At 57.7% G+C, this 15,465-nt stretch carries 10 protein-coding genes; 6 read left to right on the forward strand and 4 right to left on the reverse strand.

Annotated features, from left to right (window positions below):
- Positions 1-298: 298 nt before the first annotated feature.
- The 3 genes from PMI34_RS15770 to PMI34_RS15760 all read right to left on the reverse strand — a co-directional run bounded on the left by PMI34_RS15770 (position 299) and on the right by PMI34_RS15760 (position 2,800).
- On the reverse strand, positions 299-1,546 hold the full coding sequence (locus PMI34_RS15770; protein ID WP_007978181.1) for a ribonucleotide-diphosphate reductase subunit beta: 1,248 nt from the start codon (positions 1,544-1,546) through the stop codon (positions 299-301).
- A 527-nt stretch (positions 1,547-2,073) separates the two neighbouring features.
- Entirely contained in the window at positions 2,074-2,349 is a 276-nt protein-coding gene (locus PMI34_RS15765; protein ID WP_008049543.1) for a hypothetical protein, read from the reverse strand.
- Between the two features lie 187 nt (positions 2,350-2,536).
- A complete protein-coding gene (locus PMI34_RS15760; protein ID WP_008049545.1) occupies positions 2,537-2,800 on the reverse strand; it encodes a DUF2790 domain-containing protein in 264 nt (87 codons plus the stop codon).
- Positions 2,801-3,270: 470 nt separating this feature from the next.
- Here PMI34_RS15760 and acs point away from each other — a divergent pair, with 470 nt between their 5' ends.
- The 6 genes from acs (at position 3,271) to argR (ending at position 10,273) form a co-directional block, all read left to right on the forward strand.
- Positions 3,271-5,226 (forward strand): acetate--CoA ligase, encoded by a 1,956-nt coding sequence (gene acs, locus PMI34_RS15755; RefSeq protein WP_008049549.1) that lies wholly within the window; start codon positions 3,271-3,273, stop codon positions 5,224-5,226.
- Between the two features lie 700 nt (positions 5,227-5,926).
- Positions 5,927-6,703 (forward strand): ABC transporter substrate-binding protein, encoded by a 777-nt coding sequence (locus tag PMI34_RS15750; protein WP_008049550.1) that lies wholly within the window; start codon positions 5,927-5,929, stop codon positions 6,701-6,703.
- Positions 6,704-6,794: 91 nt separating this feature from the next.
- Complete coding sequence (locus PMI34_RS15745) at positions 6,795-7,484, forward strand: ABC transporter permease (protein ID WP_008049552.1); 690 nt, start codon at positions 6,795-6,797, stop codon at positions 7,482-7,484.
- The gene (locus PMI34_RS15740) at positions 7,481-8,179 is read left to right on the forward strand and encodes an ABC transporter permease (RefSeq protein ID WP_007971009.1); all 699 of its coding nucleotides are present in this window, start codon (positions 7,481-7,483) and stop codon (positions 8,177-8,179) included. Before PMI34_RS15745 ends, PMI34_RS15740 begins: the two co-directional genes overlap by 4 nt.
- Before the next feature lie 37 nt (positions 8,180-8,216).
- The gene (locus PMI34_RS15735) at positions 8,217-8,981 is read left to right on the forward strand and encodes an ABC transporter ATP-binding protein (protein ID WP_007971015.1); all 765 of its coding nucleotides are present in this window, start codon (positions 8,217-8,219) and stop codon (positions 8,979-8,981) included.
- Positions 8,982-9,280: 299 nt separating this feature from the next.
- Complete coding sequence (gene argR, locus PMI34_RS15730) at positions 9,281-10,273, forward strand: transcriptional regulator ArgR (protein WP_008049555.1); 993 nt, start codon at positions 9,281-9,283, stop codon at positions 10,271-10,273.
- 3 nt (positions 10,274-10,276) lie between these two features.
- Here argR and PMI34_RS15725 read toward each other — a convergent pair whose 3' ends face one another.
- The gene (locus PMI34_RS15725; RefSeq protein ID WP_008049557.1) at positions 10,277-15,298 is read right to left on the reverse strand and encodes a dermonecrotic toxin domain-containing protein; all 5,022 of its coding nucleotides are present in this window, start codon (positions 15,296-15,298) and stop codon (positions 10,277-10,279) included.
- Positions 15,299-15,465 lie beyond the last annotated feature (167 nt).

Here is a 15,465-nt window from a genome sequence, read left to right on the forward strand (position 1 = left end):
CCGGGATTAGTTGACCACTACACACACAGCCGTACGATTAATCACCAAGGGTGACTGCTCGTCTGTGTAATTGGCTAGCTTTCTACGTTGGGCGTTTCTTAGGCACCTGCAGTAGAGCTTAGGGCCGCATGGAATGGCCCTCAATACAGACGGTGCTGGAATACATGTAGGAGGTTTAACTACTACTGAGATTGCGAGTAAGAGTTTTCCTACCTCACAAAAAAAACCCCGATCAGATCGGGGCTTTCAGATGTTCGATTTGTCGATTCAAGTCGTCAAATCACGGCTAGCTTGGGAATTAATCCCAGCTAAGCGCACCACCAGTTTGGTACTCAATTACACGAGTCTCAAAGAAGTTCTTCTCTTTCTTCAAGTCCATGATCTCGCTCATCCAAGGGAACGGGTTAGTCGTCCCTGGATACTCTTCCTTCAAACCAATCTGGCTCAAACGACGGTTAGCGATGAACTTCAGGTAGTCCTCCATCATCGCCGCATTCATGCCCAATACCCCACGAGGCATGGTGTCACGAGCGTATTCAATCTCCAGCTGAGTGCCTTGCAGAATCATCTGCGAAGCTTCTTCCTTCATCTCGGCATCCCACAAATGCGGGTTTTCGATTTTGATCTGGTTGATCACGTCGATGCCGAAGTTCAGGTGCATGGATTCGTCGCGCAGGATGTATTGGAACTGCTCGGCGACGCCGGTCATTTTGTTGCGGCGGCCCATGGAGAGGATCTGGGTGAAGCCGCAGTAGAAGAAGATGCCTTCCAGGACGCAGTAGTAGGCGATCAGGTTGCGCAGCAGTTCTTTGTCGGTTTCGACGGTGCCGGTTTCGAACTTCGGATCGGAGATCGAACGGGTGTACTTCAGGCCCCAGGTGGCTTTTTTCGCGACCGACGGGATCTCGTGGTACATGTTGAAGATTTCGCCTTCATCCATGGCCAGCGATTCGATGCAGTACTGGTAGGCGTGGGTGTGGATCGCCTCTTCGAAGGCCTGGCGCAGGATGTACTGGCGGCATTCCGGGTTGGTGATCAGGCGGTACACGGCCAGGACCAGGTTGTTGGCAACCAGGGAGTCGGCGGTGGAGAAGAAGCCGAGGTTGCGCATCACGATGCGGCGCTCGTCGTCGGTCAGGCCTTCCGGGTTTTTCCAGAGGGCGATGTCGGCGGTCATGTTGACTTCTTGCGGCATCCAGTGGTTTGCGCAGCCGTCCAGGTACTTCTGCCAGGCCCAGTCGTACTTGAAGGGTACGAGTTGGTTGAGGTCGGCGCGGCAGTTGATCATGCGCTTTTCGTCAACGGCGACACGGGCGGAGGCGCCTTCGAGTTCGGCGAGGCCTTCGGCGACGTCGAGGGAATCCAGGGCAGCTTTGGCGCGGGCAACGGCGGCGGAGTCAGCGGCGGTCACGGCACGGGCTTCCAGGGCGGCGGCACCGCCGGCGCTGTCGAGACGGTCCATGTTGGCTTCGGTGGCGTGGCCAGCGTTGGCGCTCTTGACTGCTACTTCCGTGTCTTCTTTGTCGAATTCGTCCCAGCTCAGCATGACGTGTCGTCTCCTGCGTGAGGGCCAGTGTGCCCGTGTGAAATTGGATAGGTCGGTTTTTCACACGGCCTTACTGGCCGCGTTGGATCTAAAGGAATCGTTTTTTGCAGCAGCTATACGCAGGCATCAAACAGAATTTTGTACGGGGTTCCGAGAGCCACTGATGGGCGCAGCAAGCGGCAAGCGCCTGTGCGGGGCTTCAGACTGGCTTTTCATCCCTGTAAGGGGATATTGCAGGCCCGCTTAAGGCCGCATTATAGGGAAGTTTTGCGTGCTGTGGTGCGGCGAAATGGCTCACAGATCGGTCGACGGGGGCCGTTTTTCGGTCGGAGTGAGGGTTTACAGGGCTTTGAACGATGTTGGCGGGGGAAGATTTTTTTTTCTGAATTTTTGCCCTGGATTATTTTTGTTCAAGAAATAACCAAAAAAGGCTTTTTTCACTACATCTTGTGTTTCGGTGGGGTTTTATCAGGCTCCAGACACAACTAAGCCCGACCGAAGTCGGGCTGTGAAGTCACGCGGGTGGATCAGCTCAGGCGACCTGCACCGACGTGGTCGGCACCATCGGCGGCGAGGCGGGCGGCACCGGTGTGGTCAGCGCCATCGGAAGCCAGTTTGCCGGCACCTACATGGTCAGCGCCATCGGCGGCAAAAGAGGCTGAACCGGTGTGGTCGTAACCGTCGGAAGCGACAGCCGCTTCAGTGGTGTAAGCGGCCGAGCCGGTGCGGTCGTAACCATCGGCGGCGAAGGTGTTGGCAGCCAGGACGGAGAGGGTCAGGGCGAGGATCAGTTGGGTTTTCATGGTCAGTGCTCCGGATTCGTGGGCGTTGTTTGTCTGGGTTGGATTTGATACTACGCCGATTAATTCGATTAAAAAGCGCAAATAAATGCTTAAAACAATCGATTTAATCGATTATTAAGGTTCGGCGCTTCATCTGCCTGATCGTGGCGGGTGGGTCGAACCTTATTGGGGGAGGGTGAAGCAGGGGTCAGCCGTTAGAGCAACCGTTGCCCATCGCGCTGTAACGCAGGATATGCCGTTGGCCGTTGGAATCTTCGTATTCCATTTTCATGGGGACAACTTCACAAACGTTCGGGGCTTCGCTCATGGAGATCACTTTGGCGATGTCCAGATTCATCGAGTAAGTGTATTCCTCAACGGGCGGTTGTTGCTGCGCGACATCAGTCGGAACCTCGCCGGCCATGGCGGTTACGCACACGCTGCCGAGGGCCAGAACTAATAAAGCTTTCATTTAAAATTTACCTTTCTAAGGTCGAGTGGGTTCACGCAACCTTTTTGGGGTTGCGTGTGGAACTTCAGTACCAGAGTGTTTGATTAACTGCCTTCGTGGGGGCTGCAACTTGGTTAATCAGATTGCCTTGTTGGCGTGGCAGATTTTAGGGGCGGCGGATACGTTCATATAGAGGTGGTTTTGATAAACACCTTTGACAGATCCTGTAACAATCCCCGAATAGCCTCTTCTTTTGTAGGAGCTTGCTCGCGATGAGCCAGAGAGCACCGCGGGGTGTCAGATTGGGCGCGTTATCGTTGACGGCCATCGCGAGCGAGCTCGCTCCCACAGGTACGGCGGCGGTAGTGGGTTTGGCGGTTTTTCATGACAATTTGTAGGGGCTTGTTACTACCATCGTCGAATGGTTCTATAGGCCCGGCCCCGCTAAAACGTGGTCATACAAAAACAACTATTCCACCGAGGTAAGAAAGATGAGTGCGGCTTCCCTGTATCCCGTTCGTCCCGAGGTTTTGGCTAACACGCTGACCGACGAGGCGACCTACAAGGCCATGTACCAGCAGTCGGTCGTCAACCCGGACGGCTTCTGGCGCGAGCAAGCCAAGCGCCTCGACTGGATCAAGCCTTTCACCACGGTGAAGCAGACTTCCTTCGACGATCACCATGTCGACATCAAATGGTTCGCCGACGGCACCCTGAACGTTTCCTACAATTGCCTCGACCGTCATCTGGCCGAGCGCGGCGATCAGGTCGCGATCATCTGGGAAGGCGATGATCCTGCCGAAAGCCGCAACATCACTTACCGCGAACTGCACGAGCAAGTCTGCAAGTTTGCCAACGCCCTGCGTGGTCAGGACGTGCACCGCGGCGACGTGGTGACTATCTATATGCCGATGATCCCCGAAGCCGTGGTCGCCATGCTGGCCTGTACCCGGATCGGCGCGATTCACTCGGTGGTGTTCGGCGGATTCTCGCCGGAAGCCCTGGCCGGTCGCATCATCGACTGCCGCTCGAAAGTGGTGATCACCGCCGACGAAGGCATTCGTGCCGGCAAGAAGATCCCTCTCAAGGCCAACGTCGACGACGCGCTGACCAACCCGGAAACCAGCAGCATCCAGAAAGTCATCGTGTGCAAGCGCACCGGTGGCGACATCAAGTGGAACCAGCATCGCGACATCTGGTTCGAGGACCTGATGAAAGTAGCGGGCACCGTGTGCGCGCCGAAAGAGATGGGCGCCGAAGAAGCGCTGTTCATCCTTTACACCTCGGGCTCCACCGGCAAGCCGAAGGGCGTGCAGCACACCACTGGCGGTTACCTGCTGTATGCAGCGATGACTCACGAGCGCGTGTTCGACTACCGCCCGGGTGAAATCTACTGGTGCACCGCCGACGTCGGCTGGGTCACCGGCCACAGTTACATCGTCTACGGCCCGCTGGCCAACGGCGCGACCACGCTGCTGTTCGAAGGCGTGCCGAACTACCCGGACATCACCCGGGTGGCGAAGATCGTCGACAAGCACAAGGTCAACATCCTCTACACCGCACCGACCGCGATCCGCGCCATGATGGCCTCGGGCACCGCCGCCGTTGAAGGCGCCGATGGCAGCAGCCTGCGCCTGTTGGGTTCGGTGGGCGAGCCGATCAACCCGGAAGCCTGGGATTGGTACTACAAGAATGTCGGCAAATCCCGTTGCCCGATCGTCGATACCTGGTGGCAGACCGAAACCGGCGGCAACATGATGAGCCCTCTGCCGGGCGCTCATGCGCTCAAGCCAGGCTCTGCGGCGCGTCCGTTCTTTGGCGTGGTGCCGGCACTGGTGGATAACCTGGGCAACATCGTCGAAGGCGAGGCCGAGGGCAACCTGGTGATTCTCGATTCGTGGCCGGGCCAGGCGCGTACGCTGTTTGGCGACCATGACCGCTTCGTCGACACTTACTTCAAAACCTTCCGTGGCATGTACTTCACCGGTGACGGCGCCCGTCGCGATGCCGATGGCTACTACTGGATCACCGGTCGTGTGGACGACGTGCTCAACGTCTCCGGCCACCGCATGGGCACCGCCGAGATCGAAAGCGCGATGGTCGCGCACCCGAAAGTTGCCGAAGCGGCGGTTGTCGGTGTGCCGCACGACATCAAGGGGCAGGGCATTTATGTCTATGTCACCCTGAAAAACGGTGAAGAGCCGAACGAGCAGCTGCGCCTGGAACTGAAAAACTGGGTGCGCAAGGAGATCGGGCCGATTGCGTCGCCGGATGTGATCCAGTGGGCGCCGGGGCTGCCGAAGACTCGCTCGGGCAAGATCATGCGGCGGATTCTGCGCAAGATTGCGACGGCTGAATATGATGGGTTGGGCGATATCTCCACCTTGGCGGACCCGAGTGTGGTGCAGCATTTGATTGATACGCACAAGACCATGAATGTCGCGTAAGCGGCGGTTCTGAGTCATTGAAACCCTGTCAGGTGTTGAGCCTGGCGGGGTTTTTTTGTGCCTGTGTTTTTATGTTGGCTGGGCTGGCCTCTTCGCGGGCAAGCCCGCTCCCACAGGGATTTTCGGGGTTCATGCGATCTGTGACACAACTCCGAAACCTGTGGGAGCGGGCTTGCCCGCGATGGCGATCTGCTAGGCGCTACAGCAACATCTACCAATAAATATCGGTTTCCTCTGTCGGCATTTTCCCACTGTTACCCACGATCTTTCAGGTTACTGAATGTGTAACCGCATCGCGCCAATGCGGGGCATTGGGAAACGCCCAGGCCCATAGCAGGGGCTAAAAACCACGGATAAAAAATAAGACCCCACGCTACGCTTGCCGGATTAGAAGGGTTTGCCAATAATAGGCCCGCAATTTGCAATATAGATCGGTTCAATGTCTTTTGCTCTTGCATGATTTTGCAGGGCTGTCAACGTGCTAAGACGGCTTTCTCGGTGCTTCTGTAATTAGTTGTCGCATTGAAGAAATATCGGCCTCGGGCCTGTCGTTAGAATGCCGATCACTCGCTCGTCGTTGCCCGTGTTGAATTTAAACACCGGCTTCCCAGGACGCAGCACTGCTTTGCGGTTCAACTCACTCGCATATTGGGCTGTCGCTCACTCTGCCGTTTTTGCCCTTTACCGATGGAGTCCCAAGATGAAGAAACTCGTGCTGCTTGGCGCCCTGGCACTGTCCGTGCTGTCGCTGCCATCCTTCGCCGATGAAAAGCCTCTGAAAATTGGTATCGAAGCGGCTTACCCTCCGTTCGCTTCCAAAGCACCGGACGGCAGCATCGTTGGTTTCGACTACGACATCGGCAACGCCTTGTGCGAAGAGATGAAGGTCAAGTGCGTGTGGGTCGAGCAAGAGTTCGACGGCCTGATCCCGGCACTGAAAGTGCGCAAGATCGACGCGATCCTGTCGTCCATGTCGATCACTGAAGACCGCAAGAAGTCCGTGGACTTCACCAACAAGTACTACAACACCCCGGCTCGCCTGGTCATGAAGGCCGGCACCCAGGTCAGCGAAGGCCTGACCGAGCTCAAGGGCAAGAACATCGGCGTGCAGCGTGGTTCGATCCACGAGCGTTTCGCCCGCGAAGTCCTGGCCCCGCTGGGTGCCGAGATCAAGCCTTACGGCTCGCAGAACGAAATTTACCTCGACGTGGCCGCCGGCCGCCTCGACGGCACCGTGGCAGACGCTACGCTTCTGGATGACGGTTTCCTGAAAACCGACGCCGGTAAAGGTTTCGCCTTCGTCGGCCCTGCGTTCACCGACGTCAAATACTTCGGCGACGGCGTAGGCATCGCGGTGCGCAAGGGTGACAAGGCTGAGCTGGACAAGCTCAACGCCGCCATCGCCGCCATTCGCGAGAACGGCAAGTACAAGCAAATCCAGGACAAGTACTTCGCCTTCGATATCTACGGCAAGTAACACGTCCCTGCGACAAGTCCGAAATGGCGCAAGCAACAGGATCTCTGAGGTTTGCGCCATTTTTTCATCCCAACTTTCGAGGACCTGAATCATGTTGAAAGGCTACGGGGCTGTCATCCTCGATGGCGCTTGGCTGACGCTTCAGCTCGCCTTGTCGTCCATGGCCATGGCCATTGTCCTGGGCCTGATCGGCGTGGCACTGCGTCTGTCGCCGGTGCGCTGGCTGGCCTGGCTGGGCGACCTGTATTCCACGGTGATCCGCGGTATTCCCGACCTGGTGCTGATCCTGCTGATTTTCTACGGCGGCCAGGACCTGCTCAACCGCGTCGCACCGCTGCTCGGCTTTGACGAGTACATCGACCTGAACCCGTTGGCCGCCGGTATCGGCACCCTGGGCTTCATCTTCGGTGCGTACCTGTCGGAAACCTTCCGGGGCGCGTTCATGGCGATCCCCAAAGGACAGGCCGAAGCCGGCATGGCCTACGGCATGAGCAGTTTCCAGGTGTTCTTCCGGGTGTTGGTGCCACAGATGATTCGCCTGGCGATTCCGGGTTTCACCAACAACTGGCTGGTATTGACCAAGGCGACTGCGCTGATTTCGGTGGTGGGCCTGCAGGACATGATGTTCAAGGCCAAGCAGGCGGCCGATGCCACCCGCGAACCTTTCACGTTCTTCCTCGCAGTGGCGGCGATGTACCTGGTGATCACCAGTGTGTCGTTGCTGGCATTGCGTCACCTTGAGAAGCGCTACTCGGTAGGCGTAAGGGCGGCTGAGCTATGATCTTCGACTACAACGTCATTTGGGAGGCCTTGCCACTGTACTTCGGCGGCCTGGTGACCACCCTCAAACTGCTCGCGCTGTCGCTGTTCTTCGGCTTGTTGTGCGCATTGCCGCTGGGCCTGATGCGCGTCTCGAAGAACTCGGTGGTCAACATGTCCGCCTGGCTCTATACCTACGTGATCCGCGGCACACCGATGCTGGTGCAGCTGTTTTTGATCTACTACGGTCTGGCGCAGTTCGAAGCGGTGCGTGAGAGCTTCCTCTGGCCGTGGTTGTCCAGCGCAACGTTCTGTGCATGCCTGGCGTTCGCGATCAACACCAGTGCCTACACCGCCGAGATCATCGCCGGCAGCTTGCGCGCCACGCCGAACGGCGAGATTGAAGCGGCCAAGGCCATGGGCATGTCGCGCTTCAAGATGTACAAGCGCATCCTGCTGCCGTCGGCCCTGCGCCGGGCACTGCCGCAATACAGCAACGAAGTGATCATGATGCTGCAGACCACCAGTCTGGCGTCCATCGTGACCCTGATCGACATCACCGGTGCTGCGCGCACGGTCAACGCCCAGTTCTACCTGCCGTTCGAAGCCTACATCACGGCCGGCGTGTTCTACCTGTGCCTGACCTTCATCCTGGTGAAGCTGTTCAAGATGGCCGAGCGCCGCTGGCTGGGCTACCTGGCCCCGCGCAAGCACTGAATACCACTGACTGACTGTTTTTGTGAGAACCGACCGCATGTACAAACTTGAAGTCCAAGACCTGCATAAACGCTATGGCAGTCACGAAGTGCTCAAGGGTGTGTCCCTGAAAGCGGCAGCCGGCGATGTGATCAGCATCATCGGCTCCAGTGGCTCCGGCAAAAGTACCTTCCTGCGCTGCATCAACCTGCTGGAGCAGCCGCACGCGGGCAAGATCCTGCTCAACAACGAAGAGTTGAAGCTGGTGGCGAACAAGGACGGCGCGTTGAAAGCCGCCGACCCGAAACAGCTGCAACGCATGCGTTCGCGCCTGTCGATGGTGTTCCAGCATTTCAACCTGTGGTCGCACATGACCGCGCTGGAAAACATCATGGAAGCGCCGGTGCACGTGCTCGGCGTGTCCAAGGCCGAAGCCCGTGAAAAGGCCGAGCACTACCTGAACAAGGTCGGCGTGGCCCATCGCAAAGACGCGTACCCGGGCCACATGTCCGGCGGCGAGCAGCAGCGCGTGGCGATTGCCCGTGCGCTGGCGATGGAACCTGAGGTGATGCTGTTCGACGAACCGACCTCGGCCCTCGACCCGGAATTGGTCGGCGACGTGCTGAAGGTCATGCAGGCCCTGGCCCAGGAAGGCCGGACCATGGTTGTGGTGACCCACGAAATGGGCTTCGCCCGTGAGGTGTCGAACCAGTTGGTGTTCCTGCACAAAGGTGTGGTCGAAGAAAGCGGCAACCCGCGTGAAGTGCTGGTGAACCCGCAATCCGAGCGTCTGCAGCAATTCCTGTCCGGCAGCTTGAAGTAATCAGGACTGCCGTTGTGCACCGGGATAGTGCATGCTTCGCAGTCTAAAGGCTGGCCCTGATCCCCTGTGGAGCGGGCTTGCCTGCCCCACCCTGTAGGAGCTGTCGAGTGAAACGAGGCTGCGATCTTTTGATCTGAAAAATCAAGATCAAAAGATCGCAGCCTTCGGCAGCTCCTACAGGGTGGGGGTGGCAAGCCCGCTCCCACATTTGATCTTTGCCGGTTCTGAGATTTGCGTTCATTTACGGGCTAGCATTGGCCCATGCCTTCATCATTGTTCTCCGCTTCGGATTGCCCACCATGACTGCCCATCGAATTGGTTTCCTGATTTGGCCCAGCACTAAAGCACTGACGCTTGCGCTGGCTGAGGAGGCCTTGCGTGTTGCCCAGCGTGTGCATCCGGACGTGGTTTACGAACTGTCGTTCCTGCAGGCCGAAGCCATTACAGAAGCCGCGGCCGAAAGCGCCTGGCAATTGCCGGGTGAGGCATGGACAGGCAAGCTGGAAAACTTCCAGAAACTGTTCCTGCTCGCTGACGAGCCACCGACCGCACTGGCGCCGGCGCTCAGCAGTGCGCTCAAACAGCTGGTGCGTTCCGGTTGCGTGATCGGCGGTCTGTCGGCCGGTGTCTACCCGTTGGCGCAACTCGGTTTGCTCGATGGCTATCGCGCGGCCGTGCATTGGCGCTGGCAGGATGATTTCGCCGAACGCTTCCCCAAGGTCATCGCCACCAGTCACCTGTTCGACTGGGATCGGGATCGCCTGACGGCGTGCGGTGGCATGTCGGTACTCGATTTGCTGCTGGCGGTGCTGGCCCGCGACCATGGTGCGGAGTTGGCGGGTGCGGTATCCGAAGAACTGGTGGTCGAGCGCATCCGCGAGGGCGGCGAGCGCCAGCGTATCCCGTTGCAGAACCGCCTCGGCTCCAGCCATCCGAAGCTCACCCAGGCGGTGTTGCTTATGGAAGCCAACATCGAAGAACCGCTGACCACCGACGAAATCGCCCAGCACGTGTGCGTGTCCCGTCGGCAGCTGGAGCGGATCTTCAAGCAATACCTCAACCGTGTGCCGAGCCAGTATTACCTGGAGCTGCGCCTGAACAAGGCCCGGCAGATGTTGATGCAAACCAGCAAGTCGATCATCCAGATCGGCTTGTCGTGTGGCTTCTCCTCGGGGCCGCACTTCTCCAGCGCCTATCGCAATTTCTTCGGTGCCACGCCGCGGGAAGATCGCAACCAGCGGCGCAGCAGCAGCCCGTTCGAGTTGTCGTCGGTGCCGCAGGAGCGCGGTTGAGGCTTACTCGTCAGGCTCGGAATCTTCCGACGTCGACACCTCCATTTCCGCTCGTTGGATGACGGCCTCTACACTAAAATCCGTGGTGGTTTTTTTGAAGTAGGCGATAAGGATTTGCAGGCTCTGTTCGTTTAGCGGATTGCCTCGCAGATTGATGCTTTCGGCGATTTCCAGCGGCAGTTCCAGAATGTCGCTGGGGATGTGAACGATCTGGTTGTCACTTAAGTCCACCAACTCCAATGACTTCAACTGCAATAAGCCAGCGGGCAGTTCACTGATGCCGGAGTCGCTCAGGATCAGCATTGCGAGGTTGGACATCTGGCTGACGTCTGGTGCAAGTGCAAGCGGATTGTCACTCAAATCCAGATAGTCGAGGCGTTCCATTCCCGCCAATCCCTGGATGTCGTTTGTGCTCAGGGTCAGATTGCATTCGCTCAGAGTCAGTGCCCTCAGATTGCCCATTTTGATAATCGCGTCTGGAATTTCACGCAGTGTGTATTCGCGCACGGTCAGACTCTTGAGGTGCGAAAAACCTTGCAGAAAAGGTCCGGCACCCGACGTTATTCCAGCGTCGCTGCGCAAGTTCAAGGCCGTGACATGACTGAAGTCCGCGCTCAGTGCGGGTAGATCACCGGTGATGATCGTGCTCAGGGTCATCTCATAAGTGAGCTCGGACGATTCATTGAAATCGTCCAGATCGGTTTCCCGACGCCAGCAGCGTTCCATCAACAGCTTGAACTCATCGCGGTTGAGGTGCTCGAGCAAAAGTTGTTGAGCAGTGAAGGGTTGACCACTGTCGGGATGAACGGCCGGGATATCGGCGGTCCAGGCGGCCAGTTCGTTGCGCAACGTCTCGTACTCGGTTTCCAGGCGTGCCAGTTCGGTTCTGCCGTCGGCGAGCGTACCGGGCAGGCGATAGATGAAGTCGCTGGCTTGCTCATGATCCAGCCTTGGATAAAGCACTTGCAGACGCTGGATGTCGGCCTGGCCGGCAAAGATGCCAAAGTCGTGGCGAGTCTGGTTGAAGTGGACTTTTATCCGCTCGCGACCGGCAGTGGAGATCGGGTTGCCACCCATATCGAACCCTTCCTGCACGCTGTTCGGCAAACTGAACAGCGCGGCGGGAAGCTCTGTGATCCGGTTGTCGTTGAGTAGCGCGGTACGAAGGCGGGGGCGCGACATCAATCCGGGTGGCACTTCGGACAGGCCGGTACCGGAAACATCGATGTAGTTCAGGTCTGGCATGTTCTCCAGAGTTGGAACCAACCCAAGAGGGTTTTTATAAAAGTCGATCACCTGAAGATTGTTCAACGAGGCCAATACGGTCTGGCTTCGTGCGTTGAGGGTGACTGCGCAGTCGCTCAGGATCAACTCGTTGAGCTGTGGCCATTGCTCAATGGCATCCGGCAGTTGACCGAGGTTGAAATTGCGTAGCGCCAGCCGATGCAGGCCGGAAAATCTCTTGAGGAATTCGTTCACCCCGGTGGTGGTGCGATGACCCTCCAGCATCAAGTTGTGAACTTGCGCAAATTCGACGCTCAGCCTGGGTAGCTCCCCCCATATTGGCTGGGAGAACTGAAAGGAAACCTGTGCGTCATTGGCGCTATCCCAAGTGGACTGGCGACGCCAGCAGTCCAGCAATTGTCCCATCAGCTGGCGACGGATGTGTTGTTGGTTGCGTATTTGGCCGGCGCTGAAGCTGATTTGCATGTCCGGAGCGAATCGTGGGACTTCAATGAACCAGTTATTGAGCTCTTCAAACAACTGCGCGTGCTGGTTGAACAGTCGATGCAACTGCGCACGGGGGCCGTCGGGATGCAGCTGCAATCGCTCGACGAAACGTTGCAGTTGCTCCGGCATCAAGTGCGGAAACAGTGAGTGTGCCCTGGTTTGGAGGTTGGGGGTGTTTGTGGGCACGCGCCGATAGCCATCGGTGCCGCCAAGCAAACGCATCACGGTGGGATCGTAGGTGGTTTTAAGGATCGGGTGCTGTGCGAGCAGCAAACGCAATGCGTCACGATCCAGTGCATGTTCACGAATCATTTGCTGGAGTCTTTCACCCTCGCCGATGTTGACGTTCAAGGCGATTCGCTCGCTGTCGGGCAACGCCTGCAACAGGCTTGAATACAGTGTGTCGGCATTGTTGAGAGGTTCTCCGTCAGCATCAAAGGCTTCATAGGCGCCTTCGGCGTTCAATGCCAGCACCTTGCGCGACGCAGCTTCTGGATTGCCGATGCTGTCGATCAGTTGACCGTCTTTTGTGTAGTTGCGGATTTCCAGTCGGACTTGTCCCGACCAGCCTGGCAAGCGTTCCAGCGAATGCAGGGCCAATCGATGGGTGTCAATGTTGTGGGATGTCGATGGCAGATCGAGCCCTTCACAGGCACGTGTAATTCGCACTTGAAGGTTTGCCTGCTGCGCCATCTCACGCAGGCGTATTGGCACTTTCCCATTTTCGATCTGACGCCGCTCTGCGGTATTGGCACTGTCGAGCAACGCCTCGGCAACACTGGTGGGCAGGCCCGGTTCAGCGTCTTTGATACGTTGCACCGATGAACTGACGCCATGTTCAAGCCGGCGGTAGCGTTGTTCGAACAAAATGTGCCTTTTTGTCTGCGCCAGTGTTGCCAGGTGGTGGCGCAAGGTTCGGGCCCGGTTTGCAAGGCTGGGTGTGGGTGCACCGAACTCCTCCTGCATCAGTGTCCTTACTTCGCTATCGCTCAGGGTTTGCAACACAGTCTGCAGCAAGTCGTTATCAACCAGTCGTGCCAGGTCGATCTGCACCAAAGTCTGGTCTGCGGCGGCGCGCTCCCAAACGGTGTTCGCCCCGTCAACCAGGCGCAGCCCTTGATTCGCCGGCCAGTAACCGTAATCGCAGAGCAGTTCCAGTTGTGTGGCCGGGTCGGCACTGAGGTAGTCGTCGGCGCGTTGGCTGTCGATCCGCTCGATGAAAATCTGAAGATCCTGATCAATCTTGAAACGCTCGAGCGTGTCGGCCAGCAATGGCGGCAGTTGTCCATTGCCTACATGCATTTTACGCAGGGCATTTTCGTGGCTGCCGCTGATGCTCAACATGCGTTCGCGCTCGCTCGATGAAAAGCGCTGCATGTCGGCACCGATACGCCGCAGCAGGGTGGTCTTGTCCCAGGTCAGTGGTTGATCGAGTACCGTTTGCCAGGCGCCTTGGCCATTGTGCGCCAGGGCCGGTTGATAGGCGTCGGAGCGAGTGGGGTGTTCGATGCGATGCTGGCCGGTCAGCGGATCGTCAGTGACGAAATATTGTTTGCCTTCCAGTGAGAGCACGGTTTTGCCCTGGTGCCGATGCAGTCCCTGCGCATCAGTCTTTGCCTGCTCGGGCAGCGCGATGGATTGCTGGTAGGACGTCAGGTCCGGCTTCCAGTAACGGGCCTGGCCATTCGGCCGTTTGACTGAGTTGAAACGATCGATGAACTGTACGATTTCCCGTGGCAACACTGCACGAAATTCACCTGCTGCGATCACGCCGCCCGCAGCAAAGGTGCCCACTTGCACGGCGGATTCAACGGCACCGATCAAATGCCCTATGGCTTCCCGGCCCTGTCCTTCGGCCCAGTCGATGATACCTTCGAAGGTTTCATCGAGTAACTGGTACGCCATGTAAGCCATCATCAGCTCGCCAAGAAACGGTACGAACGGCAGAGCGATAAACGCTGCAATGTTCAGCAGCGCCGAGGCGATTTCGGTGAAGGAGTCCCACAGCGCCCAGCGCGCCTTGCGGTCGACTGTGGTGGTGGAAACGGCGATGACCCGTGCATCGTTGAGGATCTTGTCGAGTTTGCGCTGATACAGATGAATCCACAGGTCACCCTTGATCGGTGCCGATCTCAGCCCCAGGTTTGCGCGCGGGTTTGGGGACTCTCTCCAGGTAGGGCGTGAATCGTCCGGTTCGACCGGTTGCCATGTGACAGGCGTGAGCGATTGGTTCAATTGCGAGAAAAAATACCCGCGATCTTCATGGTTGATGAAACGACTGAAAAACTGTTGATAGGCCGGGTCACGCAGGCGCTCGCCGAGTTCCAGCGCGAATGCCGCAGAAGTGGGATAGGCCTTGATCGGATGCAGGGGGTCATCGGGAATGTAGGCCACCACACTGACCGTTTCGCGAGCACCCAGCAGATCCGGCGCAAACAGCACGATGCCCGTCAGGCGGGCATTCATGAGCGTCAATTCGTGAGCGCCCCATGCTTGACCGTGCAACCGCAGATTCGGTAGCCCGTCGATCAGGCCCAGGATCAGGCGCTGGATACCGCTGCCCAAAAAATTTTGCATGTGCGCCATGTGCAAGGCCGCTGTCAGCGCTGTTTTCTGGCTCTCGTGAATTTTGGGCTGCAGGATGGCTGCGACTACCGGGTTGCTGATGCCAAGATTTTCTTCCAGATAGGTTTTATAGCGCTCGCCAATGTCCAGGTCTCGGCACAGGCGGGTAAACGCCGCGATGGGCATCTTTTCCAGAATCGTTGGCAGGGTGGTGAACTGCCCGGTGGAAGAGGGGGGTGTGATGTAGGTCGAGGCGGGTTCAAAGGCGTCAGTTTCGGTTTCAGCGTTTTCGAAATTGTGCAGCGCCGCGTCCAGCAGCGACACGGTCCAGATGCGTGCAGCCCCGGACTTCATGCGCAGCCAGGGGATGTGTACGGGAATATAAAGGCGCAGAAAGATTTTGCTGACGTCCAGTTCCAGGTCGAAACGACTCTTGAGTGCCGCTTTCAGCAGCGGTTCGGCGAAGGCTGAGGGATTCAGCAGATTCGCCAGGGCCTGATCAACCCGACCCTGGCTCAGCGCATGGGTGGAAATCAGTTGGCTGAGTTCAGCGTGTTGATCTCGCGAGGCATTCTTGAGGCTGGCCGCCATTTTCGGATTGACGTTGCTCAGCGCTTCACGACGTTGTGTGGTTGCCTGGCGCAGCCAGGAAGGAATGATATTGAGCAGATGCTGATAATGTGCATCGGGCCTGGAAGCCTCGAAGATGTCGCTATGGTCGGTATTCATGCGGATAGGGGCCGTGTTTATTGAGAGGCGCCTAGGAAAACCCGTAAACACGAACGACGTGCGGTACATATTTACTGCACGGGTCGAATCGGCATCGGTATCAACGATGCAACCTGCCGAAAACCTGCGCCGCCAGTTAAACTGCGCCTTTGCGACCCTATATGTCG

The organism is Pseudomonas sp. GM74 (genome assembly GCF_000282455.1).
Lineage (GTDB): Bacteria > Pseudomonadota > Gammaproteobacteria > Pseudomonadales > Pseudomonadaceae > Aquipseudomonas.

What these genes read in the sequence shown, in the direction of transcription:
- PMI34_RS15770 (WP_007978181.1), bottom strand. Translation starts at nt 1,546, where the DNA reads ATGCTGAGCTGGGACGAATTCGACAAAGAAGACACGGAAGTAGCAGTC.
- PMI34_RS15765 (WP_008049543.1), bottom strand. Translation starts at nt 2,349, where the DNA reads ATGAAAACCCAACTGATCCTCGCCCTGACCCTCTCCGTCCTGGCTGCC.
- PMI34_RS15760 (WP_008049545.1), bottom strand. Translation starts at nt 2,800, where the DNA reads ATGAAAGCTTTATTAGTTCTGGCCCTCGGCAGCGTGTGCGTAACCGCC.
- acs (WP_008049549.1), top strand. Translation starts at nt 3,271, where the DNA reads ATGAGTGCGGCTTCCCTGTATCCCGTTCGTCCCGAGGTTTTGGCTAAC.
- PMI34_RS15750 (WP_008049550.1), top strand. Translation starts at nt 5,927, where the DNA reads ATGAAGAAACTCGTGCTGCTTGGCGCCCTGGCACTGTCCGTGCTGTCG.
- PMI34_RS15745 (WP_008049552.1), top strand. Translation starts at nt 6,795, where the DNA reads ATGTTGAAAGGCTACGGGGCTGTCATCCTCGATGGCGCTTGGCTGACG.
- PMI34_RS15740 (WP_007971009.1), top strand. Translation starts at nt 7,481, where the DNA reads ATGATCTTCGACTACAACGTCATTTGGGAGGCCTTGCCACTGTACTTC.
- PMI34_RS15735 (WP_007971015.1), top strand. Translation starts at nt 8,217, where the DNA reads ATGTACAAACTTGAAGTCCAAGACCTGCATAAACGCTATGGCAGTCAC.
- argR (WP_008049555.1), top strand. Translation starts at nt 9,281, where the DNA reads ATGACTGCCCATCGAATTGGTTTCCTGATTTGGCCCAGCACTAAAGCA.
- PMI34_RS15725 (WP_008049557.1), bottom strand. Translation starts at nt 15,298, where the DNA reads ATGAATACCGACCATAGCGACATCTTCGAGGCTTCCAGGCCCGATGCA.